This is a genomic window from Vibrio sp. TRT 2004 (assembly GCF_050113735.1).
Classification (GTDB): domain Bacteria; phylum Pseudomonadota; class Gammaproteobacteria; order Enterobacterales; family Vibrionaceae; genus Vibrio.
Map to the genome: position 1 here is coordinate 13,893 of NZ_JBNJOH010000003.1, position 25,975 is coordinate 39,867.

Below are 25,975 nucleotides of genomic sequence, written 5' to 3' on the forward strand. Positions count from 1 at the left end.
TATGAGACACATTATTTCACTACTAATGGAAAACCAACCGGGGGCTTTATCGCGTGTTGTTGGTCTGTTTTCTCAACGTGCTTACAACATCGAATCTCTAACGGTTTCACCGACAGATGATGAAACATTATCGCGTTTAAACATTACAACCATCTCTGATGACATGGAACTGGAGCAGATCCAGAAGCAACTTAACAAACTGATTGATGTCCTTAAAGTGCAGGAAGTGACAGAGCTTGACCATATCGAACGTGAACTTATGATGGTGAAAGTGAAAGCCAGCGGTTTTTCACGTGCGGAAGTTAAACGTACTGCTGATATCTTCCGTGGTCAGATTGTTGATGTCACGGCTTCCCAGTACACGGTACAGATGGCAGGAACCAGCGAGAAACTTGATGCCTTTATTCAGGCCATTTCTGAAGTAACAGAAGTGATCGAAGTTGCGCGCAGTGGTGTAGTTGGAATCGCTCGTGGTGAACGCGCTTTAAAACCTTAAAAGTCGCTGTTTAGCCAATAAAAAAAACCACCGTATAACGGTGGTTTTTTGCATTTATGAATTGATTAGTGAAGGATACGAGCGCGAATAGTACCTTCGATGCTTTTGAGCTTCTTCAGTGCTTCTTCAGAGCGTTCCGTTTCTACATCAATAACCACATAACCGAAGTCTGCTGCTGTCTGTAGGTATTGACCTGCGATGTTAATCCCCTCTTCAGCGAAGATGGTGTTAATTTGAGTCAGAATACCTGGACGGTTTTCGTGAATGTGCAGCAGTCGTGAACAATCGCGATGCTCTGGTAGAGAAACTTCAGGGAAGTTAACGCTTGATAGCGTTGAACCATTGTCTGAGTACTTAGCCAACTTTCCTGCTACTTCTACGCCAATGTTTTCTTGAGCTTCTTGAGTTGAGCCGCCTACGTGAGGAGTTAGGATCACGTTATCGAATTTTTGCAGTGGAGACTCAAATGGATCTGCGTTGGTTTTTGGCTCGGTCGGGAATACGTCAATTGCCGCACCAGCAAGGTGACCTGCTTCCAGACTATGGCAGAGTGCTTCGATATCAACCACGGTACCACGAGCAGCGTTGATAAAGATTGAACCTGGCTTCATGCGAGCGAACTCTTCGGCACCCATCATGTTCTTTGTATCAGCGGTTTCAGGAACGTGAAGTGAGATGACATCACATTTATTCAGAAGCTCACTCATAGTGTGGACTTGAGTCGCGTTACCTAGTGAAAGCTTGTTCTCAATATCGTAGAAGTAGACACGCATACCCAGGTTTTCAGCAATAATACCTAACTGTGTACCAATGTGACCATAACCGATAATACCTAAACGTTTACCGCGTGCTTCGTATGAATTGTCAGCACTCTTCTTCCAAATACCACGGTGAGCTAGCGCGTTCTTTTCTGGAATACCGCGTAGTAGCAATAAGATCTGACCTAGTACCAATTCCGCAACACTACGTGTATTTGAGAAAGGTGCGTTAAATACTGGAATACCGCGAGATGCGGCTGCTTTAAGATCAACTTGGTTGGTACCAATACAGAAACAGCCAATGGCGACTAACTTTTCGGCAGCGTTGATCACTTCTTCTGTCAAATTAGTGCGCGAACGGATACCAATAAAATGGACATCCTTAACGGCTTCTAGAAGCTCATCTTCTGGAAGTGAACCTTTGTGATACTCAATGTTGGTGTAGCCGGCAGCCTGAAGAACTTCTACTGTTGATGGATGTAGACCTTCAAGCAAGAGAATTTTTATTTTGTCTTTTTCCAGTGAAACTTTGGCCATTGTCTTCTTCCTTAAAGTGGGGAAATTGGGCTTAAGTGGCGCACATTAGACTAAAGCAGATAAAGCAAACGTTTTTATCAGCGTTATGTAGCACGCAAACGTTTTCCTTGTGCGTCTTCTGACCATTAACTTAACAAAAAAAATACAGTTTGGGTAAGAAAATTACGGAATAAGGCAGAATATTTATTGATTAAAATGAAAAAAACGGCGCCAAATGGCGCCGCTTGTAATGAAATAACCAAAATTGATGGGTTACTCTTCGATTTTTGCCCCTTCCGGCGTGCCAGTGATGACAACATCAGCACCACGGTGTGCGAATAGACCAACAGTGACGACACCAGCAATAGAGTTGATTTTATCTTCTAGATCTTTTGGATCAGTAATCTTCATGCCATGCACATCAAGAATAACGTTGCCATTGTCAGTGACTACACCTTCACGGTAAGCAGGATCACCACCTAATTTAACCAACTGGCGAGCGACGTAAGAGCGTGCCATTGGGATAACTTCTACTGGTAGTGGGAATTGGCCAAGTACGTCGACTGCTTTAGTATTGTCAACGATACAGACGAACTTCTCAGAAATAGCAGCAACAATTTTCTCACGAGTCAGTGCTGCGCCACCGCCTTTGATCATGTCACGAGATGCGTTGATCTCATCAGCACCATCAACATAGATGTCTAGCATCGCAACATCGTTGCAGTCGAAGACTTCAATGCCGAGACCTTTTAGCTTTTCAGTTGATGCTTCAGAGCTTGAAACAGCACCTTTGATGTCATCTTTCATTGTTGCAAGTGCATCGATGAAGTGATTCACAGTAGAGCCTGTACCAACACCAACAATGCTGCCTTTTTCAACATACTTAAGTGCTGCCCAACCAGCTTCTTTCTTCATTTCATCTTGAGTCATGCTCATCTCCTAGAGGCGGTAGTAAAATCGTTTGCGGCGGCGATTATAGCTGCAAATTGGTTTTATTCCCAATCCCAGATCTGGCTTGGCGTCACTATTTTAGGTAGAGGTACATCCCAAGACTCAATAGGCAGTGAGTCGACTTGTTGGCAGTCATGGGCTAATCCAATCGGTTTAGGCCCGAGGCGTGTGTTGAACCAAGGCTCTAGCGTTCGATCGTAGTAGCCCCCTCCCATTCCTAGGCGATGTCCAGTCGAGTCAAAAGCGACTAAAGGGGTGCAGATGAGATCAAGCTGAGCGACAGGAATAATCTGAGTCTGGTTTAATTTGGGTTCTGCAATTGCATAGCGGTTTAGCACCATAGGTGTCGTGCTTGAGTATCGAAGAAACAGTAGATGACCGTGGGAGAAGGGATGAATTACAGGCAAGTAGACATCCTTTCCCTGATGCCATAGCCATTCAATGAGTGGTTTAGTATCGATCTCGCCATCTGCGGTGATGTACAAAGCGATGTGTTGTGCTGAGGCGATCTCAGGCAATTGCTTGAATTGTGTCACTAAGTCTAATCCTGCCAGATATTGCGTGTCGCTACTGAGCGCATTGCGTTTCTGTCGAATGACTTTGCGTAAGTCTTGGCGTGAAAGAGTCATGACATTACCCATGGTTGCTGGGTATCGAGATAGGGATACCCCAGAGTGCCGTTGGAGATATGGACCCTTGAACCAGCTGGTTCAAGGCGGATCAGCAGAGATAACCGTAGGCTTCTCGGTACAAGCCGAGCTTGCTCAATAGCTATCAAGTACTAACCCTTGGGTATTGCTTATCGGCTCAGGGACTTAATCCCCTCACGAACACTCCAGGGTAAATTCTTGATGGTGTAAAGGTTACTGCTGTCCTGGCTTAACTTTACTAATTGCATCATCCAAAGACGCAGAGAGCAGTTCCATACGCTCAACCATTGCATCTTGTTCCTGCTTTGAATCGTTGTCGCGGACTTCGAGTTCGTGACAAAAGTTTAAGGCAACAAAGGTCAGCAGCTGTACTTCGTTGGTCATCTTGGTTTTAGCCGCTAACTCTTTAAGGCGATCATCTAAACGTGCTGCTGCATTGATCAAAGACTCTTCTTGTCCTGCTGGACAGTTAACACGAGTTAGTTTGCCTAAGATTTCGACTTCTACCGCTTGATTACTCATACCGACTCTATATCTGTTGTCTAAGGTGATAAAGCAGATAATCACCGAGGGAGAAACTATAGAAAAAGCCTTATTAAGATTCAAGCTTTTCAGTTAGACCTAACCAAAATCAGTGTGTAACAACACAGTAATTGGGCAATTTGTGTAAAAGCTCCCCACAATTGCGCAATCACGCGTTTTCGCCTGCTTTGGTAAGTGATACGATTGAGGATATTTACTTTATTTTAGGTCATAGCAATGAGCGACACCAAATTACCTGATTATCTGACATTTGCCAGTGAGTTACAGTCGGCAGGCTTAGCGGTTAACCCAGCAGAACTTCACGGCTTGCTCACTGGAATGCTTTGTGGCGGTTTGAGCCTAATAGATAAAAGTTGGCAGCCACTTGTTTATGACTATGTGAGTGAAGGTATGGGGTGGCCTACAAAATCTTTGCAGTTAGCCGAAGGCACTTTAGATGCAACTATTCAGGAGCTAACAGGTTCTGGAATGGATCTTGAGCTACTCCTTCCCGATGATGAAGCGAGTGCAACACTGTTTGACGTCGCAGATGGTTTGGCCGAATGGGTTAACCACTTTATTTCTGGTCTTGGTCTTATCAACGCCGCATTAAGCAAAGCGTCAAGTGATGTCAAAGAAGCGCTGGCAGATTTAGAAGAGATCGCCAAGCTTGGTATTGATGAAGACGATGACCTTGAAGAACAAGCTCAATTGCTTGAGCAGGTGATCGAGCACGTTAAAGCGTGTGTGTTAACTATTCACGCTGAGTTTGGTCAAAAGCCGGCCGAGAAACAGGCTCCAACGATTCATTAATAGGTATCTCGATGAAGCAGTTTGATGTCGTTATTGCTGGTGGCGCGATGGCGGGGATGACCCTGGCGCTGGCAATTAACAAGCTCTCTCAACAACCTTTGTCTATTGCCGTGATAGAGCCATTTCAGGTTGATCATCAGGCTCATCCTGGCTTTGATTCACGTTCGATTGCACTTTCCTATGGTAGCGCGGCGATCCTGAGGAAGTTTGGTTTATGGGAAGAAATTGCAAAAATTGCCACGCCAATTGAACACATTCATGTCTCCGACCGAACCCATGCAGGTCTGACCGATATCGCAACTCAGGAAGTGGGTCTAGAAGCCTTGGGGTATGTTGTCGAATTGGCTGATGTTGGTCGTATTTACAATAGTCAGGCTCAGTTAGACGGCAATATTGAACTGATCCAAGCCTCTGTAAGTCAAGTTACTCGTCATGAGAAAAAAGTGCAGATAAGGCTCACCAATGAAACGGTGGTTGAAGGTAAATTGTTGGTTGCGGCAGATGGCGCGATGTCTACCTGTTGCCAGCAGTTGGGGCATGAACTGACTGAGCATAACTGCGATCAAGTTGCTGTGATAGCGAATGTTACCACAGAGCTTGCTCATAAGGGGCAAGCATTTGAGCGTTTCACCGAGTCTGGACCTGTTGCCCTGTTACCTATGTCGGAAGGGCGTATGTCCTTAGTTTGGTGTTTGCGTCCAGAACATGCCACAGAAGTCATGGACTATGATGACAAACAGTTCTTGTCAGAGCTTCAAACGGCATTTGGTTGGCGGTTAGGTAAGTTAAAAAAAGTCGGACAGCGAGCGAGCTACCCGTTACTACTTAGATACCGAAAAGAAAATGTTTCGCACCGCTTTGCTGTTGTCGGGAATGCGGCACAAACGCTTCACCCTATCGCTGGACAGGGATTTAACTTAGGTATCAGAGACGTCGCTACCTTGGCTGAAAGTATTGCAAATTCGACACATGATGTGGGTTGTTATCAGGTTTTAAAATGCTTTAAGCAGTCTCGATGTGATGATCGTGATGCGACAATTGAGATGACCTCTGCGTTAGTACATCTGTTTTCAAATGATTACTTAGCGACGCGGATCGGGCGAAATGTGGGTCTGTTTGCGATGGATAATTTGCCGATACTCAAAACACCACTATTGAGAAGAACATTAGGTTTGGTGTCTCGTTAGAGATATCAGCAAGGACACAAAGATATGATGCAAAGTGTAGATATCGCCATTGTTGGTGGTGGAATGGTTGGCTTAGCGCTCGCCGCTGCGTTCAAAGATACAGAACTACGTATCGCGGTGATCGAAAGTCGTGAACCAGAAAGTGAGCTTGGTGAGCTTCCTGATGTGCGTGTTTCAGCATTAAGTCGTTCTAGTGAGACAATTTTGCGAAACCTAGGGGCATGGCAAGGAATCGTTCAGCGTCGAGCGGCCCCTTATCGTGCAATGGAAGTCTGGGAACAAGACAGTTTTGCTCGAATTGAGTTCGAAGCACAGCAGCTAGCGCAACCGGACCTCGGTCATATTGTAGAGAACCGAGTTATTCAACTTGCGTTACTTGATCAAGTTAAGCAGCAAAGTAATGTCACTCTATTTATGCCGGCGAAATGTGCTTCGATGGCGATTGGAGAGAGTGAAGCATGGATCAACTTAGATAGCGGGCAATCATTGACGGCCAAGCTAGTTGTTGGTGCTGATGGCGCCAACTCTTGGGTACGCAAGCAGCAAGATATTCCTTTGACACATTGGGATTACGGTCACAGCGCGATTGTTGCTAACGTTCGTACTCAAGAATCTCACCAAAGTGTTGCACGTCAAACCTTTACACCTCAAGGTCCAGTGGCTTTTCTTCCTTTAGGTGAAGATAATTTGAGTTCTATTGTGTGGTCGACGGAACCGAATCGTGCTGAACGTTTACTTGGTATGTCAGCCAATGAGTTTAGTAAAGTGCTTACTGCTGAGTTTGACAATCGACTTGGCTTGTGTGAAGTGCTTGGTGAGCGATTCGCCTTCCCATTAAAAATGCGCTATGCACGCGACTTTGTGACAGAGCGAGTTGCATTAGTTGGAGATGCGGCACATACCATTCACCCACTCGCAGGGCAGGGGGTAAACTTAGGTTTGCTTGATGCGGCGAGTCTAGCCCAACAAGTACTAGAAATGTGGCAGCAAGGTGAAGACTTTGGGACTAAACGAAATCTACGGGGTTATGAACGTTGGCGTAAAGCTGAGGCCGCTAAGATGATTGCGGCAATGCAAGGATTTAAAGATCTCTTCGAAGGCAATAATCCAGCGAAAAAACTGCTCCGCGGTATAGGTATGAAGCTAGCAGGCCAACTTCCTGGTGCAAAAGATGAGATTATGAAGCGCGCATTGGGTTTGAAAGGTGATTTGCCGAAACTGGCACAGAACAGAGGAATAAAATCTCAAACCCACTAAAGTGGAAAGGGTTGGCATTGCCAACCCTTTTTAAATTCTGTTATGCGTATGCACAGCGGAGTTTCATGATTTCTTTATTGATCTCTTTTACCGCTTGAAAATGCCTGCGCTCTGCCTTTTCTGGCAGAATTAGCTTACCGTTATCAAACTCAAATTTACCTACTCCGTAGATATAAATCCTTCCTTTAAATAGTCGACTAATGTGTTTAGCAATCATACCTGGTGTATAGCGCTTAAACAGTCTCATACATTTGTCCTTATGTTTAGCAAGCACCGCAATTATACTGAGTTCCCACCATTAATAGTGTGATTGTCATGGGGGAATATGCAGTCAAAACTGTGTTATTTGGATATTTGTGTTGCTGTAGGCAAATTCGCGGATAAATATCCAAATTATTGTGATAATTACCTCATTTATGTTCTGAGTTAGGAACTTATAGAAGGTCTTAATCGTGAAGTATTAAGCCTCAACTATGTGACAGTTTTAAGAATAGTTTAACTTTTTAACTAGGTGTTAATTTGGTGTTAAATTTGCAAAAAAAAAGCCCGCTTCAAGGCGGGCGAATAGTCACAGATGCATTACACAAAAAGTGGATGTCCTGAAACAATCAGTGGATTCACTTTTTTTGTTGGAGAAGGAGTGCACTCGCATTGCAAGTTATGTACAGACTCTTCAGCGAGTGTCGAACGGGGCACATGACCTTTGTTCGAACTTTAACCAACAAAAACAGAATACTTCAAAAAACACACCATGACTACTTATGCTTTTAAATTGAATAATAATTTAACAACCAATACTTAGGCGTGAGACGCTAATCACCAATTGATGCAATCGATTGCAAAAAAATATCTGAATGTTATCCAACTTGGGTAGGTTTCGTTTCAGTCGCGGCAGATATTGGCGACTCTAGGTTGGCAAAGGCGAATCAAATCATCACATTGGAGGGCAATGCCCGCCATATTGGAGCCACTGCTGATGGTGACTTCAGGTTCACTCAAAAGTTGTTGATCGAAGATCACGGTCATTGGCGTTTTTAAAAGAAGGGGAACGACGGTACCAATCTGGTAGCCCGTTAAACTCGCTACCTGTTCCATAGATACGCAGGTCATACGTCGCCACTCTAGTAAAGCCCTGACTTTCTTGGGATCGATAGATTGATCTCCGGGTGCACAAGCGATGGCGTAACGATTGCTCATATCTCTCAGTACAATCGACTTCACCATCTGACTTGGGCGAATACCTCTTTGCATCGCCGCATCTTCAATTGTGACGGCTGGACGTTGATGAGGCAGCAGGCGAAAATTGACCTGCTGCGATTCAAGGTATTGGGTAATATGAGTAGAAAACGGACTAGTCATTGTCTTCAAGTGAGTAAGGAAGGGACGCGAAAGTCCACTGACTTTGAGTCTGGTCTTTAAGGCGTAGCTGAGTGTCCTCTTCCAAGTTGTTTGGTAATACAACAAGAGCCAAGGCATGGTTATCACTATAGCGATAGTGTGCGAGCAATTGACCCGCGCTACGCCAGTTTTCTCCAACAGCACGCTCTAGTTCTGCGTTAGCAGCAATCTCCTGCTGTGCTTCCCCTTTAATAATGAATAGCGCACGTTTGTTAATCCCGCGATATTTAGCTCGTGCTACCGTTTCCTGTCCGGTGTAACAGCCTTTAGTGAAGCTAATACCCGCTAAAGCTTGAACATTGAGTGCTTGTGGTATGTGCTCATTTTGCTGTTCAGCTGTTAAGATCGGCAAACCCGCTTGGATATCGAGGAGTGTCCAAAGTGTCTCATCAACCTTGTCAGCTTGGCTTGAAGCCACAATGTGCTGTGCCGCCTCTTGTGTTACCAGCAGCAACCAGCGCTGGTGGTCTATTTTAACGGCTGTTCCACCCTCTATTGGGCGCACATCTCCAGATAGAGTAGAGAGTGTATCAACCAGTTCGGTTGCCTTTTCACCCATCACACCCAGAGCGATCTCGTCGGCTTGCTTGATTTCTACCTTTGAAAAAACGGCATATTTTTTAATTTCTGCCAGCTCTTTTTCGATCACTGCTGACGGTTGAAACATGGCATAACCATCATTGTGATGGAAGAGTCGGAATACACTCCAGACTTTACCTTTGGCATCGCAGTGTGCGCCAAATGTGGATAAATGTGGTTCTAGCTTAACCACATCGCAGGTAACTTGGCCTTGTAAGTAAGACTTCTTATCTTCACCAACCATGGTGATTGCAGCCCATGAGTTGAGAGGGGCAATCGCCAGTTGGGGAAGAACATCATTTGACGCGAGTTGTAAGGGTGCAAAGTCGTTGTGCCAATCCATGATAGTTACCTAATAAGTAGTTGATGGCCGTATGTTATCGCCTATTCCTAGTGATAAACAACCTTTTGAATTGTGTGCCATTCATAATCTAGATAGTGAACGAAAATAGTGACCTTAGTCGGGAGTGTGACTGACGTACTAGTTGTAAGCTTATTTGCTTGTTACACTCGGCGCAAACAACCGATAAGGTGAGGAAGTAGAATGTATCCCGCAGAACAAAAAGCGCGTATTAAATGGGCGTGTCGCCGTGGAATGTTAGAACTCGACGTAGTGATCATGCCATTTTTTGAAGAATGCTTTGATGGCCTACAAGAAAATGAACAACGTGACTTTGTCTCACTGCTGGAGTGTGATGATCCAGATTTGTTTACCTGGATTATGGGACATGGTCGAAGCGAGAACTTAGGCCATGCAGCAATGGTAGATAAGATTGTCGCGCATAACCTCAGCAAAGTGCGTTAATCTCACTTTAACCCCATCAGCTATTGCTCTAAAGGCCAATACCTTGCTACTGGTTTTGGCCTTCTCAATAATTACCCTCTCTACATTACCATTAGCCCCAACCTTTTTGCTTTTGTTTGTGCTTTTTAAACACGTCAAGGCAGAACCGTTACTTATTAAGTCATTGCGAGATGAAGTGAGTTTTTTTTCTGCAACGCAATATCAATCAACTCGTGGTCGGCATAAGATCAAAAAAGTGATGTTCACGTTTTTACCGATCGGCTTGGTGATCATTCATCGCAATGAGGAAAGAGTGATGCTGTGGCGAGATAGTGTCACAGAAGCAAAATATCGTGAGTTAGTGGTGATGTTAAAAAGGGAGCCTTAGGCTCCCTCAAGTGAGATTATTTTAGCTTCTCTGGTACTAAAATTGTTGGGCCACTGTCTTCGGCAAGTTCAGGGTAGTCTAGAGTGTAGTGGAGGCCGCGGCTCTCTTTGCGTTCCATTGCACAACGTACCATAAGCTCAGCAACCTGTAGTAGATTACGCAGTTCAAGTAAGTTGTTAGATACTCTGAAGTTACTGTAGTACTCGTGTGTTTCCTGCTGAAGTAGCTGGATTCGGCGCAATGCACGCTCCAAACGCTTATCGGTTCTAACGATCCCCATGTAGTCCCACATAAAGAGACGTAACTCATGCCAGTTATGCTGAATGACGACCTCTTCATCTGAGCAGCTAACCTGACTTTCATCCCAAGCAGGAAGACTTGGTGGCAACGTTGCTTGATCGAGATTTGTGATGATGTCATTGGCAGCAGCCCACGCGTAGACCACACACTCAAGCAAAGAATTTGATGCCATGCGGTTTGCACCGTGTAGACCGGTATAGCTGACTTCACCGATTGCATAGAGTTGAGAGAGATCCGTTTGGCCTGTCTGCTCAACCATAACGCCACCACAGGTGTAGTGTGCCGCAGGAACCACTGGGATTGGTTCTTTGGTCATATCTATGCCGAGCTCGAGCAGGCGCGTATTGATGGTTGGGAAGTGCTTCTCAATAAAATCTGCTGGCTTATGACTAATGTCTAGGTACATACAGTCTGCACCCAGTCGTTTCATTTCAAAGTCGATAGCACGAGCGACCACATCACGTGGTGCAAGCTCTTCACGTGGATCGAAATCAGGCATAAAGCGAGAGCCGTCAGGACGACGCAAATAGGCGCCTTCACCGCGCAAAGCTTCTGTGAGCAAGAAGTTTCGAGCTTCTGGATGATATAAACAGGTTGGATGGAATTGATTGAACTCTAGGTTTGCCACTCGACAGCCAGCGCGCCAAGCCATCGCGATACCATCACCGGATGAAACGTCAGGGTTAGATGTGTATTGGTATACTTTTGATGCTCCACCTGTCGCAAGAACGACGAACTTTGAACGTACGGTTTCGACGTGCTCCTGATTACGGTTCCAGATGTATGCACCGACAACCTTTTTGCTGTCTCCACCGACCTTGTCTTCGGTAATTAAGTCTAGGGCGTTATGACGCTCTAAAACCGTAATGTTTGGGTGATTATGAACATTGTCTTGCAGAGAGGTTTGCATTGCCATACCTGTAGCATCGGCGGCATGTAAAATGCGACGATGGCTGTGACCACCCTCTCTGGTTAAGTGATAACGAGGGGCCTCATCACTATCGTTTTCTTCACGATCAAATGGAACGCCACCGTCGATTAGCCATTGCACACACTCTTTGGCGTTTCGGGCAATAAACTCAACCGTCTCTTTTTCGCAAATGCCTGCACCTGCGATTAGGGTGTCTTGAACGTGCGATTCAATACTGTCTGACTCATCGAAAACTGCGGCGATACCACCTTGCGCGTAATAGGTCGCTCCTTCGCTACGAGCTCCTTTACTCAGCACGATGACTTTGCCGTATTCAGCGACACGCAACGCCAACGATAGACCTGCTGCGCCACTACCCACCACCAACACATCACACTGATGTTCACAGTTTGCGTTCATAAAACTTTATCATTCCCGAGTTAAGTTGTATCTGTGCGCCTTCCTTCCCGAAAAAACGCATAGACAACAGAGCGATCCCGCTCTTAAATCTGTCATTGAATTGCATATTTGACTCACAAAACAAAAGAGTCAATCCGCTATAGTACCACTCCAAGAATGGCTTTGCATAAATGCAATTGTTCGTAAATAGCATTGCTTTTCTTTACCTACATCCCCACAATTTGGAACATAGGTAGTTTGATGCATCATTGCGTAAAAATAGTTTGAAGAATTTTTGAACTTATCTTTATTAGCTAGGTCACAATAGTGCTCAAGTAAGCAGTGGTGTCAAGACTACATTTTGCATAATTAATGTCCATGTCAGAGAAGATAGGGGCGAATAACAATAGGAGTACCCGCTCGAATGAACGAGCAGCTGACCGATCAAGTATTAATTGAGCGAGTTCAGAATGGGGATAAGCAAGCATTCAACTTGTTGGTGACTAAGTACCAGAACAAAGTTTGCAATCTTATTTCTCGCTATGTGAATAATCCTGGTGATGTTCCCGATGTAGCACAAGAAGCATTTATTAAGGCGTACCGAGCGATACCAAGCTTTCGTGGTGAAAGTGCCTTCTATACTTGGTTATATCGGATTGCCGTTAATACTGCAAAGAACCACCTTGTCGCACAGGGCAGAAGACCCCCTGCACAAGATGTGGATACTGAAGATGCTGAATATTACGAAACGGGTAATGCATTAAAAGAAATTTCGAACCCTGAGAACTTAACGTTGTCCAATGAATTGAAACGTGTTGTTTTCAGTGCGATTGATGCACTGCCTGATGATTTAAAAACCGCAATGACGTTGCGCGAGCTCGATGGCTTAAGCTACGAAGAAATAGCAGCGGTTATGGATTGCCCTGTAGGAACGGTACGTTCGCGTATCTTCCGTGCTCGTGAAGCGGTTGAAAAGAAAATTCAACCCCTTTTGCAACGCTAGACCAGTAACATTAATGGTGAAAATAATGGCTGACAAAGAGAAACTTTCAGCACTCATGGATGGAGAGTTGGTTGATAAAGCTCTGATAAGTGAACTAGAGCAAGACCAAGAAAGCCTGCAATCATGGCACAATTATCATTTAATTGGTGACGTGATGCGTGGTGAGGCTCCGGAAAAACCGGAGTGGAACATTGCTGAAAGCGTAGCGCTAGCACTTGAAAATGAACCAGCGCACTCAACAGTAACTCAGTTAGCGCAGCACCGTCGTGTTGAGTCTCAACCGACGCCGTCACAAGCTCGTCGTCAAATGCCTGCTTGGTTAAGCCAATTTGGTCAGGTCGCTATGGCTGCCTGTGTCTCGTTGGTTGTTATTCTTGGCGTGCAACAATATGGCGGCTCGGATGCTAGCGTTCCAGAAGCGGAAACTTTACCTGTTCTGCAAACCATTCCTTTCTCTGGAAGTGCTGAACCAGTGAGCTTAACCCGCTCTTCGCTTGAACAATCGAATACCAATGAATTAAATGTTCAGGAACAACGTCGTCGCATTAATGCGATGCTACAAGACTACGAATTACAGCTACGCTTGAATAGTGACAACGGCCTTGAGCACAGTGATAATCCTGAAACGGTAGTTGAATGAAAAAAATTCTGATCAGTGTGCTGACACTGCTCAGTTTGAATACAACATTGGCCTTTGCAGATGATGATTCTGCAGAGGCTTTGTTGCATCAAATGAACGAGGCAAGTCAGCATTTAAATTACGAACTGTCTTATATTTTAATTAAGAAAAATAGCATTGAACCACTGCTGTACCGACACGCTCGCGCAGAGGGTAAGCAACTTGCTCATCTACTTTACTTGAGTGGCCCAGTAAGAGAGGTTATTCGACGTGGTGATGAAGTGAGTTACATCGAACCTGGCGTCGAACCTTTTACGATTGAATCCGGTAACTTGGTTGCACCAACCATCCCTATGCTCAATGCCAATGTTGATAAGTTGAAAGGGTTTTACGACTTTATTCCTGTCGGACGCGCGCGCGAAGCGGGTACCGCATGTCAGGTGTTACGTGTTGTGCCTAAAGATGGGCAGCGTTACTCGTATGTGCTGTGGGTAGATGAAAAAAGCAAATTACCTTTACGGGCTGATCTGGTTGATCGAGACGGTGAAGTGTTAGAGCAGTACCGAACCATCTCATTTAGTGTTAACGATCAGATTGGACAGGCGATGAGTGGACTGAATCAGGTCAAATTGCCAGAAGTTCTCTCTTTGCCTAAAGGTCAGGTGAGCAGTTCATATTGGACGGTTGGTTGGATCCCTAATGGTTTCGAGCCGAAAGAGCTCAATCGTTATCGAATGAACAATACCGACCGCATGGTCGAAAGCCAAATGTACAGTGATGGCTTATTTAATTTTTCTATCTATATCTCGGATAGTGATGACTTGTCGCTTAAAGGACAGCTAGTGAGACAAGGTCGCAGAACGCTGCATAGCTTTGTTCGCGGCGAGTACGAAATCTCTGTTATCGGTGATATCCCCCCTGCTACTGCCAAACGTATTGCTCTGTCAGTGACGTTTGTAAAGAGTGAGAGTACCACCCAATGATGACCGCATTGGCAACAGTTTCTGAGGTGACAGAGCTGGCATCGGGATTTGATGTCGAGCTAAGTTGCGAACAGCAGACGAGCTGCAGTAGCTGTTCATCTCAGAAGAGCTGTGGGACGGGCATTGTATCTAAAGCCGTGGGGAAAAAATCGCTCCACTGGCATCTAGTGACAGATAAGCGAGTTGAGAAAGGGCAAGTGGTGGAAATCGGTTTGCCTGAAAAAAGCGTATTGCAGTCCGCAGCGCTGGTTTATCTCTTGCCACTGTTTGCGATGATCATTGGCGCGTTGGTCGCTCAATGGTGGATTGTCCCTGCGTTTTCTCTCGGAGAGGGGGTAGTCATCCTCACTTCGGCTCTTGCAACGGTTGGAGGGATTTATCTAGCAAAAAGATTATCTTTCAGATTAGAGCAGCAATCTTCGCAGCAAGTCATATTATTAAGGGTATTAGGTGAGCCAATTAGCTAGTGCGAAGCGGCTAGAAATTGGGTAGAATCTGCCAACTTGATTGAAATGCCGTCACAAGACGGCTTTCTTGTCCCCATTTATAAGAGTTTAGTCACCCCAAATCATGAAGCACATTCGTAACTTTTCGATTATCGCCCACATCGACCATGGTAAGTCGACCCTATCAGACCGTTTAATCCAAGTATGTGGTGGTTTAAGCGACCGTGAAATGGCCGCACAGGTTCTGGACTCCATGGATCTAGAGCGTGAGCGTGGTATCACCATCAAATCACAGAGTGTGACGCTAAACTACACCGCTAAAGATGGTGAAACGTATCAGTTGAACTTCATCGATACTCCGGGACACGTTGACTTCGCCTACGAAGTATCCCGTTCTTTAGCCGCTTGTGAAGGTGCGCTACTGGTTGTTGATGCGGGTCAGGGTGTAGAAGCTCAAACTCTTGCTAACTGTTATACGGCGATCGAGATGGATCTTGAGGTTGTGCCAATCTTAAACAAGATCGACCTTCCTGCTGCCGATCCTGAGCGTGTTGCTGAAGAGATCGAAGAAATCGTAGGCATTGATGCGATGGAAGCGACGCGTTGTAGTGCAAAAACAGGCCTTGGTGTGGATGATGTGCTTGAAAACATTGTCTCTGCGATTCCTGCACCAGAAGGTGACCCAGATGGGCCACTTCAAGCTCTAATCATTGACTCTTGGTTTGACAACTACCTTGGTGTTGTTTCTTTGGTTCGTATTAAGAATGGCCAGTTGAAGAAAAACGAAAAAATTAAGGTAATGAGTACAGGACAAGTGTGGGGGGTTGATCGTCTAGGCATCTTCACACCGAAACAGGTTGATACAAATTCACTAAGTACGGGTGAAGTGGGCTGGGTGGTTTGTGGTATCAAAGATATTCTAGGTGCTCCTGTAGGTGATACGCTCACACTGGCTAAACATGGTTGTGATGCACCGCTACCGGGCTTTAAGAAAGTAAAACCTCAGGTTTATGCCGGTCTATTCCCTGTATCATCTGATGATTATGAAAACTTCCGTGATGCACTAGGCAAGTTAAGTCTAAATGACGCCTCTCTGTTCTATGAGCCAGAGAACTCTGCAGCTCTTGGCTTTGGTTTCCGTTGTGGCTTCCTAGGCATGCTACACATGGAGATCATTCAAGAGCGTCTAGAGCGTGAATACGATCTAGACCTTATTACTACAGCACCAACCGTAGTTTATGAAGTAGAACAGACGGATGGGACGATTATATACGTAGATAGCCCTGCAAAATTGCCTGCGGTAAATGATATCGAGGAAATTCGTGAGCCAATCGCACGTTGTAATATTCTTGTTCCAGCAGACTACCTAGGTAACGTGATCACACTATGTGTTGAGAAACGTGGTATTCAGGTTGATATGGTTTACCACGGTAACCAAGTTGCTGTGACTTACGATATCCCGATGGCGGAAGTTGTTCTTGATTTCTTTGACCGTCTGAAGTCTACATCACGTGGCTATGCGTCACTTGATTACAACTTCCAGCGTTTTGAATTGTCTAACATGGTTCGTGTAGACGTACTTCTTAACGGTGATAAGGTGGATGCTTTAGCATTGATCACACATAAAGAGCAGGCGCAAACTCGCGGTCGTCAGCTTGTTGAAAAGATGAAAGAGTTTATCCCTCGTCAGATGTTCGATATTGCGATTCAAGCAGCGATCGGCAACCACATCATCGCCCGTTCAACAGTGAAACAGCTACGTAAGAACGTTATCGCAAAATGTTACGGTGGTGACGTGAGCCGTAAGAAGAAGCTACTGAAGAAGCAGAAAGAAGGTAAGAAGCGTATGAAGCAGATTGGTAACGTAGAGTTGCCTCAAGAAGCTTTCCTAGCGATCTTACACGTAGGTAAAGACTAAGTATCCTTGATACTTTCTGACCCACTGCATGTCATCGGATAATCACTGATTTCCTTATCGCGTAATGTGTAGAGAACTCAGTGATTTGTCCAGTGTCATAGATACCGACTAAAGCATTCAATTGAGTGGAAGAGTTATGCTCTTTCACTTTCGTATTTTTGAGAGAAGGGAAGTCAATGGCGAATACATTTTCACTCATCCTAGTGATCGTTACTTTAGTAACGGGCGTTGTCTGGGTTCTGGAAAAGCTCGTTTTTGCTAAAAAGCGTCAAGAAAAACTGGCTGAAGTTGAAGCTCAAACCAATGGTTTGGATGCAGCCGTTCTAGCAAAAGTGCAGACTCAGCCTTGGTGGGTAGAGAATAGCGTCTCTATTTTCCCAGTTATTGCTGCTGTCCTTGTATTGCGCTCATTTATCTATGAACCTTTTCAAATTCCATCAGGCTCGATGATGCCAACCCTGCTGGTGGGCGATTTTATCCTGGTTGAAAAATACGCCTATGGCCTGAAAGATCCAGTATGGCGCACTCAGTTAGTCGAAACAGGCAAGCCTGAGCGTGGTGACATTGTAGTATTTAAGTACCCACCTCAGCCAAATATCGATTACATCAAGCGTGTTGTAGGCCTTCCGGGAGATACGGTTCGCTACAACAGCAAGAAAGAAATCTGCATTCAGTCTTCAGGTGAGACCAGTTGTCAGCCAGTCAAACTGTCTAATGTAGAAGAGAGCCAGTTCATTCAAAATGGCATCCCATTGATTCAATTGGATGAAAAGTTGGGTGAAGTGGGTCATCAGATTTTGGTTAACCCACTGCGTCGTGACCGAGTTGAATTGTATCAACCTCGCAACGGTGTGAATGAGTGGGTGGTTCCAGAAGGTCAGTACTTTGTGATGGGGGATAACCGTGACAACAGTGCTGATAGCCGCTACTGGGGCTTTGTCCCAGAAGCCAACCTAGTGGGTAAAGCTGTTGCTATTTGGATTAGCTTCGAATTCGAACGCGATGCAGATAGTGTCTTACCTTCTTGGATTCCAACTGGTGTTAGGTTTAACCGCATCGGTGGTATTAACTAAATTATGAATGAGAGAGCATGAATTCTCCTATTGCAAAACTAGAGAAAAAGCTCGGCTATCAATTTAATGATGCCGAGCTAATCAGCTTAGCACTGACACATCGCAGTGCTAATGGAAAACACAATGAGCGTCTTGAGTTTCTGGGCGATTCAATTTTAAGTTTTGTCATTGCTGATGATCTTTACCATCGTTTCCCAAAAGTGAATGAAGGGGACATGAGCCGCATGCGTGCCACCTTAGTGCGTGGCAATACACTCGCGGAGCTAGGTCGTGAATTCGAACTAGGAGATCACTTAAAATTAGGTCCAGGTGAATTAAAGAGCGGCGGCTTTCGTCGTGATTCAATCCTTGCTGACGCTGTAGAAGCGATCATTGGTGGTATCTACTTAGATAGTGATATCGAAGTCGTGCGTGGCATCATATTGAGTTGGTACAAAACTCGCCTTGATGCGATTAAGCCAGGGGTTTCACAAAAAGATCCTAAAACTCGTCTACAAGAGTTTCTTCAGGGTCGAAGAAAACCTCTACCTGCTTACACAGTGACTAATATTAAAGGTGAAGCACATAACCAAGAGTTTACGGTTTCGTGTGATGTAGCAGGTATTGGACAACCTGTTATTGGTAAAGGCACCAGCCGCCGCAAGGCAGAACAAGCGGCTGCTGAATTAGCACTAGAGCAACTGACCAATGACTGATTCAACAGACAACAACGAATTTGATATCGATGCGTTTTTCTCATCGAGCAATGAACAGACAAGTTCGCCAGACAATCAACACTGTGGCTTTGTGGCGATTGTAGGTCGTCCAAACGTGGGTAAATCAACACTTCTTAACCGTATCCTAGGTCAGAAGATTTCGATTACTTCACGTAAACCTCAGACGACTCGTCACCGTATTATGGGCGTTGATACCGAAGGCGACTACCAAGCTATTTATGTCGATACTCCGGGTCTGCATATTGAAGAGAAGCGTGCGATTAACCGTTTGATGAACCGTGCAGCTAACTCTTCACTCAGTGATGTTAACCTAGTCTTTTTCTTGGTTGATGGCACGCACTGGACCAGTGACGATGAAATGGTGTTGACCAAACTGCAAAAGTCTAACTTCCCAGTGGTACTGTGTGTCAACAAAGTTGACAATGTACAAGACCGCAATGACGTAATGCTGCATATGATGGAAATGTCTAAGCGCATGGACTTTGTTGATGTGGTGCCTATCTCGGCGAAGCATGGCAAAAACATTGATGTGTTGCGTAAACATGTTCGTGAGCACTTGCCGAAGGCGACACACCACTTTCCTGAAGAGTATGTCACTGACCGTTCTCAACGCTTTATGGCGTCAGAGATTGTTCGCGAAAAGTTGATGCGTTTTACGGGTGAAGAGCTTCCTTACTCTGTTACCGTTGAAATTGAACGCTTTGACTACAACCCAGAAACAGACGGATTCCACATTAACGCTTTGATTTTGGTTGAACGCAGCGGCCAGAAGAAAATGGTAATTGGTAAAGGCGGCGAAAAGATCAAAACGATCGGCCGTGAAGCGCGTCTGGATATGGAAGAGTTATTTGGTCGCAAGGTTTACCTTGAAACTTGGGTTAAGGTGAAATCTGGCTGGGCGGATGATGAGCGCGCTCTTCGTTCACTCGGCTACATCGATGACCTTTAACGAGTGCGAGGCTTGAGCTTCGCTCCGTAGAATACGAAATAAGGAGCCACTGGCTCCTTCTTTTTTATGTAACACTAATCTGGCAGATTCTATGTCTTCTGATGGCTTACAGCGTTGCTTTGTTTTACACCGTCGCCCTTACAGCGAATCAAGTTTAATCCTTGATGTCTTTAGTGAGGAATATGGCCGTATTACCTTGATGTCTAAAGGTGCACGTAGTAAACGTTCTAACCTGAAAGGGGCTTTGCAGCCATTTACGCCTTTATTGCTCAAGTGGTCAGGCAATGGTTCGATGAAAACGTTACGTCAGGCTGAGCCAATTAGTCTCGGGTTACCACTGTCGGGGATCTCCCTTTATTCGGCTATGTATGTTAATGAGCTTGTCGGTCGAATTTTGATGGCGGAAGTTCCAATGCCTGCGCTGTTTCACGATTATTTACATGCCCTGACGGAATTGGCGCAGTGTGAAAATCCAGAGCCCGCCCTGAGACGATTTGAACTCGCTATGTTGTCAGCAATGGGCTATGGCGTCGATTTTATGCACTGCGCGGGTACGGGTGAACCCGTTGAACCGGCAATGACTTACCGTTACCGAGAGCAGAAAGGCTTCATCGCTTCGGTACGCAAAGATAACCTAACGTTTTACGGCAGTGAGCTTATCGCGATTAGTGAGCGTAGATTCACCACAAAAGAACAACTTAAAGCGGCAAAACGCTTTACACGCATAGCCTTAAAGCCGTATCTTGGCGGCAAACCATTAAAAAGCCGGGAACTGTTTTTATCCAGAGCAAAGGTTCCCTATACCAAGAACATTAATTGATAGACGATTGATGGGCTGGGTATTAAGCACGGAGTATTGGAAAATGAGCTCAATCTATCTAGGTGTTAATATCGATCATATTGCGACTTTGCGTAACGCGCGAGGTACAAAGTATCCAGATCCTGTACATGCTGCGGAAGTCGCGGAGCGAGCTGGCGCTGATGGTATTACCATCCACCTACGTGAAGACCGTCGTCATATCAATGATCGTGATGTACGTATCCTACGTGAAACGCTTCAAACGCGTATGAACCTAGAGATGGCTGTGACTGACGAAATGGTAGAGATCGCGCTAAAAACTAAGCCTGAATACGTGTGTCTGGTACCTGAAAAACGTGAAGAATTGACCACTGAAGGCGGTCTAGATGTTGTTGGTCAGCTAGAGAAAGTTAAAAACGCGACACAAAAACTGACTGAAGCGGGTATTAAGGTATCGCTATTTATCGATGCAGACCGTGAACAGATCGATGCAGCAAAAGCATGTGGAGCGCCATTCATTGAGCTTCATACTGGTCACTACGCTGATGCAGAGAGTGAAGAAGATCAGCAAGATGAGCTGAAAAAAATCGCTGCTGGCGCAAGCTACGCGAACGATCTTGGTATTACAGTGAATGCTGGACATGGCCTGACTTACCACAACGTCGCACCGATTGCTGCTATCCCTGAAATTTATGAGCTGAACATTGGCCATTCAATTATTGGTCGTGCGGTGTTTGATGGTCTTCATAAAGCCGTTGCTGATATGAAAGCGCTAATGGTTGCAGCGCGTCGTTAAGTTATGGCAATTGTTGGCTTGGGGACGGATATTGCTGAAATTGAACGAGTAGAGAATGCGCTCACCCGTAGCGGTGAGCCCTTTGCTAAACGCATTCTCACCGCCAATGAACTCGCAAAGTTTACAGGACTGAAGCAGCAAGGACGTTTTTTAGCTAAGCGTTTTGCGGCTAAAGAAGCAGCTTCAAAGGCGCTAGGAACCGGCATCGCGTTGGGGGTTAGCTTTCAAGACTTTGAAATTACCAACGATGCGTTAGGTAAACCAGTGCTGACATTAAGTGGCAAAGCTTTAGAAATGGCACAAAAAAAACAGGTGGAGCATATCCACCTGTCCATCTCCGATGAGCGCCACTATGCCGTGGCGACAGTGATATTAGAAAGCTAGCTGCCTAAGTAGGGCTGAGCACTCGCCACTACTTTTTCCATTTCATCCTGCAATTCAAATAACTCAGGCTCAATGTCCTCGATACTTGAGCCTGAACGAAGCTCCTTCTCAATCGTTGCACAGATATTCTTGAGTCGTGGTACGCCACAATAAGAGCTACTGCCATGCAGTTTGTGCACATGATGAATCAACTGTTTAGTGTCAAAGTGATCATCTTCAAGGGCGCCTTCAACAATCGCACTCACTTCAGGCACATAGTCGACAAGCATCTGTAGCATGTCGCGTGCGAGATCTTCTTTATTCGCAGACTGTTTAAGTGCCGCTTGCCAATCGATGATCATATTGCTGTGCTCTGAATGAGCAGCTTGTTCAACCGCTTCCTCAATCACGGCTGAAGTGCTGATATCGAGTTTTTCGAGTTCTTCTTGGTTGGTATGCGGATTCCAGTGCATTAGAACCTGTTGAAGCACATGTTCTTCGATCGGTTTGGTTAGGTAGTCGTCCATGCCTGCTTTCAATAGTCGATCACGTTCGCCACTCATAGCGTGAGCAGTAACTGCGATCACTGGCGTGTTGGCATTCAACTCTGTTTGTTTAATCTTCTTACACGCGGTCACCCCATCCATATGCGGCATTTGAATGTCCATCAGGATAATATCGAAATGCTGAGCTTCTGCTTGTTTGACGGCATCGATACCATTGGTACAGGTAATGACTTGGTCAACACGCTCTTGCAGAAGGGCACTGATGAGCTTCAAGTTGGCAGGGTTGTCGTCGACAGCCATGACGGTCAGTGGCAGCGTTTTTCTATTCTCTGTAACACTTTCCAGCAACGGCTCGCTTTCTTGATTCGCCGCCAGAGTCTGAAGCAATTTGCGTCTAGAGAGTGGCTTGGTGATACAGTGAATATGATACTTCTGGATCAGGTGATCTGATAGCGCGAGGCTGGTACTAGGTGTACCAACGACGACGTGTGGAGCACAGCGCATCGCTTGTTCCACCCAGCTCTGTACTGTCGCCACTTCGTTATCGCCGCTCGGCGATAGGTTGAGTAGAACGTAGTCATATTTCTCCACTTCCTCTGGTAATGAGGAGCGATAAGTCACGACTAAGCCTTCTTGAACCAGTGTCTGCTGAATGACAGATGCTGCTTGCATGTTTGGCTCAACCAGTAGCAATGAGCGTTGACGTAGTACTTGAGTTTCTAGCAACTCACTGACTGGCATATCGGTTGACGATAGACGTAAAGTAAACCAGAAGGTAGATCCTTGGTGGAGGCGACTGGTAAGACTGATTTCACCGCCCATCTGGCTAACCAGTTTTTGCGTAATAACCAAGCCTAGACCTGTACCGCCATAACGTCTGGAGATACTGGCATCAGCTTGGCTGAACGCTTGGAATAGTTGCGATTGCTGACGCTCTGAAATACCGATACCAGTATCTCGCACCATAAATTGCAATTCGACAAAGTCATCTTTCTGAGAGCGCATCTCAACACTGATATCGATGTTGCCACGTTCTGTAAACTTGATCGAGTTACCGACTAAGTTAGTCAGAACCTGTTGAATACGCAGAGGATCCCCCACCAACCCAGCTGGAATTTTAGGATCGATTTTTAATGTTAATTCGAGCCCTTTCTCATGGGCGCTGGTGGCCTGAAGATTGACCACTTCTTCCAGCGAGCCTTGGAAATCAAACGGGATGTTCTCCAGTGCCAGTTTACCCGCTTCCAATTTAGAAAAATCTAAAATGTCATTGATGATATTGAGTAAGTTGTTTGCCGACTTTTCTATCGTTTGTAAGTAGTCGGCTTGGCTATTGGTTAGAGTTGTCTTGAGCATTTGTCGAGTAAAGCCGATGACACCATTAAGAGGGGTACGCAGTTCGTGGGACATGTTGGCCAAAAACTCGGATTTGACTCGAGCGGCTTCTTGAGCGCGTTTTTTGGCGATGTCGAGCTCGACGTTTTGAATTTCTAGCTGTTCAAGCGTTTCTCGTAAATCGGAGGTTGCTTGGTCAATGCTGTGTTGCATTTCTACGTGATATTCCGACAGTGACACCGCCATCGAGTTGATACCGTTTTTCAGGGAGTCTAACTCGCCATGCATCTTACCTTCGATACGGACATCAAGATGACCGCGACGAATTCGGTCGACCATGTTTTTCATATGGGAGATAGGGCGTGTCACGTCATACATCAATCGGTAAGCGAAGACGGCGGATAGACCTAACCCGATCAAGAGTACTAAGCAAGCCGAAAATATTTCCTGATACTGCTGCAAACGAAGTGAGGATAAATCGAGTTCAATCGCGACATAACCCAGAGCGGGGTTATTTCCCTGATCTTTCATTGTCGCCATGAGGCCTGATTCAGCGATCACAGGCGCTCTAAGTACCAAGGTGTTGTCGGTTAAATCAGAACTGACTAATAGTGGAATCGGTTCCGTGCGAGGAAAAGTAAGCAGCTCGAAATTGGGGTGAAAGTTTGAGGTAACAAAGAGGTCATGATTGTAATCGAATACTGCAATGCTTCGAACAAACTTAGAATTTTTTCGATGTGCATAACTAATGATTCGGCGGACTGACTCGCGGCTATTATTTTTTAACCCCTCTTCACTCGCGATCGCTAATGGTTCGATAATACTTAAACCTGAATTGATCACTTGCTTTTCAAGATCGTGATAGCGATTGAAAGAGAAAAATGCGCTCAAAAGCAGGCCGATAATCAGCGTAGGTGCTAACGTGAGTGTAATAACGCGGGCGCGCAAGCCATATCTTGTCATTATTATCTAAACATCGTGGTGTGGATATGGGAAAATGACTTCCAAAATTAATCGAAGTCGTCGAGTCCTTAAGCATAATCAACTCAGTCGGCTCAGACAATGATTCAGGCGTAAAAGCTTGGGACGTATACCTAAATAACCTCTAGATGAGGTTTGTCTTACGGGTATTTTAAGCAATTCGAGCACAAGGTCGTTAGACCATAGAAATAGGCACACAGCATGGCGCGTTTTTTCCAACCGAAGAAGAAAACTCAACTCAATACTAAGCATCAATCGCTAACCATTGAAAAACTCGATCATCACGGCGCAGGCATGGCTTATCAAAATAACAAACCTATCTTTATTGAAGGTGCTCTGCCCGGTGAGCAAGTGTTGGCGCAGCTGACAGAAAGTAAGAGTAAGTTTGCACGAGCCAAACTCATCAAAATTCAGCAACCCAGCCAGCAACGTATTGAACCTTTCTGTGCACATTATCATGAGTGTGGGGGCTGTAATATGCAGCACCTATCGAGTGCAGCGCAGCAAGAGTATAAGCAACAGACGTTGAGTCAGTTAATGAGTAAGTTTGCTGGGCAAAGTATTGAATTGGACGCGCCAATTTTAGGGGACTCTCAGAGTTATCGCCGTCGTGCCCGAGTGAGTATCAAGCTAAACAAAAAAACACGTCAGCTTGAATTTGGTTTCAGAAAAAAGAACAGTCAGGATATTGTCAACGTGACCCACTGTCCTGTGCTGGATACAGAACTGGATGCTTTGCTTGCCCCGCTGTATTCACTGCTACGCGGTTTCTCCAATCAAGAGAACATCGGTCATTTAGAATTGGTAAAAGGCGACAACACCAACGTGATTGTGTTGCGCCACTTAAAGCCTCTAAAAGCACAAGATCAGCAGGCACTTGAAGATTTTGCACAGCAGCAGGGAGCGGCGCTTTACCTCATGCCAGAGAGTGATCAGCTAAATCGAGTTGTTGGTGAGTCGGCACACTATCGAGAAGCGGGAGTGACGATTCCATTTGAGCCGAATAACTTTATTCAGGTAAACCAGAAGGTCAACCAAGCTATGGTGCAGCAAGCTATCACTTGGCTAGAATTGACGGCTCAAGATAGAGTGTTGGATCTGTTCTGCGGTCTGGGCAATTTCAGTTTACCTATCGCTAAGCAGGTGATGAGTGTCGTTGGGGTTGAAGGTGTTGACGTTATGGTTGAAAAAGCCGCATCCAATGCCCAGTTTAACCAAATAGACAATGCGTCATTTTATCAGGCGAATTTGGAACAAGACGTTTCTGGTCAGCTCTGGGCCGCTGAAAAATTTGATAAAATACTGCTCGACCCGGCCAGAGCGGGGGCTAGTGGTATTATTGAGCAAATCTCTGCGTTGGGTGCAAGTCGAGTAGTTTATGTTTCTTGCAATCCTGCTACCCTAGCCAGAGATTCGCAAAGCTTGCTAAGTCAGGGCTACAGATTACAAAAATTGGGTATGCTTGACATGTTTCCGCATACCAGCCATTTAGAGTCGATGGCACTCTTTGTAAAGGATTAAACGAACTTCCTCAGCGGCTGGTAGTCTCAATGCTGAGGATATCGAAGATAAAAAATATA

At 45.4% G+C, this 25,975-nt stretch carries 27 protein-coding genes and 1 other RNA gene; 18 read left to right on the forward strand and 10 right to left on the reverse strand.

The genetic code is table 11. The features are described from left to right. The first annotated feature begins 1 nt into the window (after window position 1). Entirely contained in the window at window positions 2–496 is a 495-nt protein-coding gene (gene ilvN / locus ACQEXR_RS01945; protein ID WP_138971867.1) for an acetolactate synthase small subunit, read from the forward strand. Window positions 497–561: 65 nt separating this feature from the next. Here ilvN and serA read toward each other — a convergent pair whose 3' ends face one another. The 5 genes from serA to ACQEXR_RS01970 form a co-directional block, all read right to left on the reverse strand. Further along, entirely contained in the window at window positions 562–1,791 is a 1,230-nt protein-coding gene (serA, locus tag ACQEXR_RS01950) for a phosphoglycerate dehydrogenase (RefSeq protein ID WP_138971866.1), read from the reverse strand. 252 nt (window positions 1,792–2,043) lie between these two features. Further along, the gene (gene rpiA, locus ACQEXR_RS01955; RefSeq protein WP_331416157.1) at window positions 2,044–2,700 is read right to left on the reverse strand and encodes a ribose-5-phosphate isomerase RpiA; all 657 of its coding nucleotides are present in this window, start codon (window positions 2,698–2,700) and stop codon (window positions 2,044–2,046) included. Window positions 2,701–2,762: 62 nt separating this feature from the next. Further along, window positions 2,763–3,350 (reverse strand): 5-formyltetrahydrofolate cyclo-ligase, encoded by a 588-nt coding sequence (locus ACQEXR_RS01960; protein ID WP_427019681.1) that lies wholly within the window; start codon window positions 3,348–3,350, stop codon window positions 2,763–2,765. Window positions 3,351–3,383: 33 nt separating this feature from the next. Continuing rightward, window positions 3,384–3,566: non-coding RNA, 6S RNA (ssrS, locus tag ACQEXR_RS01965), on the reverse strand. Window positions 3,567–3,584: 18 nt separating this feature from the next. Then, the gene (locus ACQEXR_RS01970; RefSeq protein WP_138971863.1) at window positions 3,585–3,893 is read right to left on the reverse strand and encodes a cell division protein ZapA; all 309 of its coding nucleotides are present in this window, start codon (window positions 3,891–3,893) and stop codon (window positions 3,585–3,587) included. 237 nt (window positions 3,894–4,130) lie between these two features. Here ACQEXR_RS01970 and ACQEXR_RS01975 point away from each other — a divergent pair, with 237 nt between their 5' ends. From ACQEXR_RS01975 to ACQEXR_RS01985, 3 genes are read left to right on the forward strand one after another with little or no spacing between them, the layout of a single operon-like run. Next, window positions 4,131–4,706 carry a YecA family protein gene (locus ACQEXR_RS01975; RefSeq protein WP_427019682.1) on the forward strand — a complete coding sequence of 192 codons (576 nt, stop codon included), beginning with the start codon at window positions 4,131–4,133 and terminating at the stop codon, window positions 4,704–4,706. 11 nt (window positions 4,707–4,717) lie between these two features. Then, entirely contained in the window at window positions 4,718–5,893 is a 1,176-nt protein-coding gene (gene ubiH / locus ACQEXR_RS01980) for a 2-octaprenyl-6-methoxyphenyl hydroxylase (protein ID WP_427019683.1), read from the forward strand. Between the two features lie 24 nt (window positions 5,894–5,917). After that, window positions 5,918–7,150 carry an FAD-dependent 2-octaprenylphenol hydroxylase gene (locus tag ACQEXR_RS01985; protein ID WP_426950691.1) on the forward strand — a complete coding sequence of 411 codons (1,233 nt, stop codon included), beginning with the start codon at window positions 5,918–5,920 and terminating at the stop codon, window positions 7,148–7,150. 40 nt (window positions 7,151–7,190) lie between these two features. Here the strand turns inward: ACQEXR_RS01985 and ACQEXR_RS01990 are convergent, their stop codons facing one another. The 3 genes from ACQEXR_RS01990 to ygfZ form a co-directional block, all read right to left on the reverse strand. Next, complete coding sequence (locus tag ACQEXR_RS01990) at window positions 7,191–7,397, reverse strand: DUF1107 domain-containing protein (protein ID WP_138971859.1); 207 nt, start codon at window positions 7,395–7,397, stop codon at window positions 7,191–7,193. Window positions 7,398–8,032: 635 nt separating this feature from the next. Beyond that, window positions 8,033–8,509, reverse strand: a complete 477-nt coding sequence (locus tag ACQEXR_RS01995) for a YbaK/EbsC family protein (protein ID WP_331427467.1) — start codon at window positions 8,507–8,509, stop codon at window positions 8,033–8,035. After that, window positions 8,502–9,470 (reverse strand): tRNA-modifying protein YgfZ, encoded by a 969-nt coding sequence (ygfZ, locus tag ACQEXR_RS02000; protein WP_427019684.1) that lies wholly within the window; start codon window positions 9,468–9,470, stop codon window positions 8,502–8,504. Before ygfZ ends, ACQEXR_RS01995 begins: the two co-directional genes overlap by 8 nt. A gap of 201 nt (window positions 9,471–9,671) precedes the next feature. On the opposite strand from ygfZ, the gene ACQEXR_RS02005 reads away from it, so the two are divergent. Both ACQEXR_RS02005 and ACQEXR_RS02010 read left to right on the forward strand, forming a co-directional pair. Next, entirely contained in the window at window positions 9,672–9,932 is a 261-nt protein-coding gene (locus ACQEXR_RS02005; protein WP_138971856.1) for a succinate dehydrogenase assembly factor 2, read from the forward strand. A gap of 55 nt (window positions 9,933–9,987) precedes the next feature. Then, a complete protein-coding gene (locus tag ACQEXR_RS02010; protein ID WP_331416244.1) occupies window positions 9,988–10,299 on the forward strand; it encodes a hypothetical protein in 312 nt (103 codons plus the stop codon). A gap of 16 nt (window positions 10,300–10,315) precedes the next feature. On the opposite strand, the gene nadB is transcribed toward ACQEXR_RS02010, so the two are convergent. Continuing rightward, on the reverse strand, window positions 10,316–11,929 hold the full coding sequence (gene nadB, locus ACQEXR_RS02015; protein ID WP_331416162.1) for an L-aspartate oxidase: 1,614 nt from the start codon (window positions 11,927–11,929) through the stop codon (window positions 10,316–10,318). Window positions 11,930–12,332: 403 nt separating this feature from the next. Between nadB and rpoE the strand changes: the two genes are divergently transcribed. From rpoE to acpS, 11 genes are all read left to right on the forward strand, one after another. Continuing rightward, window positions 12,333–12,911, forward strand: coding sequence for an RNA polymerase sigma factor RpoE (gene rpoE, locus ACQEXR_RS02020; RefSeq protein WP_331416163.1), 579 nt, complete (start codon window positions 12,333–12,335; stop codon window positions 12,909–12,911). A gap of 25 nt (window positions 12,912–12,936) precedes the next feature. Then, a complete protein-coding gene (locus ACQEXR_RS02025) occupies window positions 12,937–13,551 on the forward strand; it encodes an RseA family anti-sigma factor (protein WP_426950694.1) in 615 nt (204 codons plus the stop codon). Then, window positions 13,548–14,513, forward strand: a complete 966-nt coding sequence (rseB, locus tag ACQEXR_RS02030) for a sigma-E factor regulatory protein RseB (protein WP_138971851.1) — start codon at window positions 13,548–13,550, stop codon at window positions 14,511–14,513. The genes ACQEXR_RS02025 and rseB overlap by 4 nt, the downstream gene beginning before the upstream one ends. Continuing rightward, on the forward strand, window positions 14,510–14,980 hold the full coding sequence (locus ACQEXR_RS02035) for a SoxR reducing system RseC family protein (RefSeq protein ID WP_331416165.1): 471 nt from the start codon (window positions 14,510–14,512) through the stop codon (window positions 14,978–14,980). The genes rseB and ACQEXR_RS02035 overlap by 4 nt, the downstream gene beginning before the upstream one ends. 103 nt (window positions 14,981–15,083) lie before the next feature. Then, window positions 15,084–16,877 (forward strand): translation elongation factor 4, encoded by a 1,794-nt coding sequence (gene lepA / locus ACQEXR_RS02040; protein WP_269376520.1) that lies wholly within the window; start codon window positions 15,084–15,086, stop codon window positions 16,875–16,877. A 176-nt stretch (window positions 16,878–17,053) separates the two neighbouring features. Beyond that, window positions 17,054–17,950 (forward strand): signal peptidase I, encoded by an 897-nt coding sequence (gene lepB, locus ACQEXR_RS02045; RefSeq protein WP_331416167.1) that lies wholly within the window; start codon window positions 17,054–17,056, stop codon window positions 17,948–17,950. 17 nt (window positions 17,951–17,967) lie between these two features. Further along, window positions 17,968–18,645 (forward strand): ribonuclease III, encoded by a 678-nt coding sequence (rnc, locus tag ACQEXR_RS02050; protein WP_138971847.1) that lies wholly within the window; start codon window positions 17,968–17,970, stop codon window positions 18,643–18,645. Further along, window positions 18,638–19,615 carry a GTPase Era gene (gene era, locus ACQEXR_RS02055; RefSeq protein ID WP_138971846.1) on the forward strand — a complete coding sequence of 326 codons (978 nt, stop codon included), beginning with the start codon at window positions 18,638–18,640 and terminating at the stop codon, window positions 19,613–19,615. Before rnc ends, era begins: the two co-directional genes overlap by 8 nt. A 91-nt stretch (window positions 19,616–19,706) precedes the next feature. After that, window positions 19,707–20,435: a DNA repair protein RecO gene (gene recO / locus ACQEXR_RS02060; RefSeq protein ID WP_138971845.1), complete on the forward strand. Its 729-nt coding sequence runs from the start codon at window positions 19,707–19,709 to the stop codon at window positions 20,433–20,435. A 43-nt stretch (window positions 20,436–20,478) separates the two neighbouring features. Next, window positions 20,479–21,210: a pyridoxine 5'-phosphate synthase gene (gene pdxJ, locus ACQEXR_RS02065; RefSeq protein WP_331416169.1), complete on the forward strand. Its 732-nt coding sequence runs from the start codon at window positions 20,479–20,481 to the stop codon at window positions 21,208–21,210. 3 nt (window positions 21,211–21,213) lie between these two features. Beyond that, on the forward strand, window positions 21,214–21,594 hold the full coding sequence (gene acpS, locus ACQEXR_RS02070) for a holo-ACP synthase (RefSeq protein ID WP_331416170.1): 381 nt from the start codon (window positions 21,214–21,216) through the stop codon (window positions 21,592–21,594). Here acpS and barA read toward each other — a convergent pair. Beyond that, window positions 21,591–24,377, reverse strand: a complete 2,787-nt coding sequence (gene barA, locus ACQEXR_RS02075) for a two-component sensor histidine kinase BarA (RefSeq protein WP_427019685.1) — start codon at window positions 24,375–24,377, stop codon at window positions 21,591–21,593. The two genes, acpS and barA, sit on opposite strands and share 4 nt — an antisense overlap. Before the next feature lie 219 nt (window positions 24,378–24,596). Between barA and rlmD the strand changes: the two genes are divergently transcribed. Then, on the forward strand, window positions 24,597–25,916 hold the full coding sequence (gene rlmD / locus ACQEXR_RS02080) for a 23S rRNA (uracil(1939)-C(5))-methyltransferase RlmD (protein WP_426950698.1): 1,320 nt from the start codon (window positions 24,597–24,599) through the stop codon (window positions 25,914–25,916). Window positions 25,917–25,975 lie beyond the last annotated feature (59 nt).

Coding starts and splice junctions, on each gene's coding strand:
- ACQEXR_RS02025 (WP_426950694.1), top strand. CDS start 12,937: ATGGCTGACAAAGAGAAACTTTCAGCACTCATGGATGGAGAGTTGGTT.
- rlmD (WP_426950698.1), top strand. CDS start 24,597: ATGGCGCGTTTTTTCCAACCGAAGAAGAAAACTCAACTCAATACTAAG.
- serA (WP_138971866.1), bottom strand. CDS start 1,791: ATGGCCAAAGTTTCACTGGAAAAAGACAAAATAAAAATTCTCTTGCTT.
- ACQEXR_RS01995 (WP_331427467.1), bottom strand. CDS start 8,509: ATGACTAGTCCGTTTTCTACTCATATTACCCAATACCTTGAATCGCAG.
- rnc (WP_138971847.1), top strand. CDS start 17,968: ATGAATTCTCCTATTGCAAAACTAGAGAAAAAGCTCGGCTATCAATTT.
- ilvN (WP_138971867.1), top strand. CDS start 2: ATGAGACACATTATTTCACTACTAATGGAAAACCAACCGGGGGCTTTA.
- pdxJ (WP_331416169.1), top strand. CDS start 20,479: ATGAGCTCAATCTATCTAGGTGTTAATATCGATCATATTGCGACTTTG.
- rseB (WP_138971851.1), top strand. CDS start 13,548: ATGAAAAAAATTCTGATCAGTGTGCTGACACTGCTCAGTTTGAATACA.
- lepB (WP_331416167.1), top strand. CDS start 17,054: ATGGCGAATACATTTTCACTCATCCTAGTGATCGTTACTTTAGTAACG.
- nadB (WP_331416162.1), bottom strand. CDS start 11,929: ATGAACGCAAACTGTGAACATCAGTGTGATGTGTTGGTGGTGGGTAGT.
- ACQEXR_RS01960 (WP_427019681.1), bottom strand. CDS start 3,350: ATGACTCTTTCACGCCAAGACTTACGCAAAGTCATTCGACAGAAACGC.
- barA (WP_427019685.1), bottom strand. CDS start 24,377: ATGACAAGATATGGCTTGCGCGCCCGCGTTATTACACTCACGTTAGCA.
- ACQEXR_RS01985 (WP_426950691.1), top strand. CDS start 5,918: ATGATGCAAAGTGTAGATATCGCCATTGTTGGTGGTGGAATGGTTGGC.
- acpS (WP_331416170.1), top strand. CDS start 21,214: ATGGCAATTGTTGGCTTGGGGACGGATATTGCTGAAATTGAACGAGTA.
- rpoE (WP_331416163.1), top strand. CDS start 12,333: ATGAACGAGCAGCTGACCGATCAAGTATTAATTGAGCGAGTTCAGAAT.
- rpiA (WP_331416157.1), bottom strand. CDS start 2,700: ATGACTCAAGATGAAATGAAGAAAGAAGCTGGTTGGGCAGCACTTAAG.
- ACQEXR_RS01975 (WP_427019682.1), top strand. CDS start 4,131: ATGAGCGACACCAAATTACCTGATTATCTGACATTTGCCAGTGAGTTA.
- ACQEXR_RS02005 (WP_138971856.1), top strand. CDS start 9,672: ATGTATCCCGCAGAACAAAAAGCGCGTATTAAATGGGCGTGTCGCCGT.
- recO (WP_138971845.1), top strand. CDS start 19,707: ATGTCTTCTGATGGCTTACAGCGTTGCTTTGTTTTACACCGTCGCCCT.
- ACQEXR_RS01970 (WP_138971863.1), bottom strand. CDS start 3,893: ATGAGTAATCAAGCGGTAGAAGTCGAAATCTTAGGCAAACTAACTCGT.
- ACQEXR_RS02035 (WP_331416165.1), top strand. CDS start 14,510: ATGATGACCGCATTGGCAACAGTTTCTGAGGTGACAGAGCTGGCATCG.
- ACQEXR_RS01990 (WP_138971859.1), bottom strand. CDS start 7,397: ATGAGACTGTTTAAGCGCTATACACCAGGTATGATTGCTAAACACATT.
- ygfZ (WP_427019684.1), bottom strand. CDS start 9,470: ATGGATTGGCACAACGACTTTGCACCCTTACAACTCGCGTCAAATGAT.
- era (WP_138971846.1), top strand. CDS start 18,638: ATGACTGATTCAACAGACAACAACGAATTTGATATCGATGCGTTTTTC.
- lepA (WP_269376520.1), top strand. CDS start 15,084: ATGAAGCACATTCGTAACTTTTCGATTATCGCCCACATCGACCATGGT.
- ubiH (WP_427019683.1), top strand. CDS start 4,718: ATGAAGCAGTTTGATGTCGTTATTGCTGGTGGCGCGATGGCGGGGATG.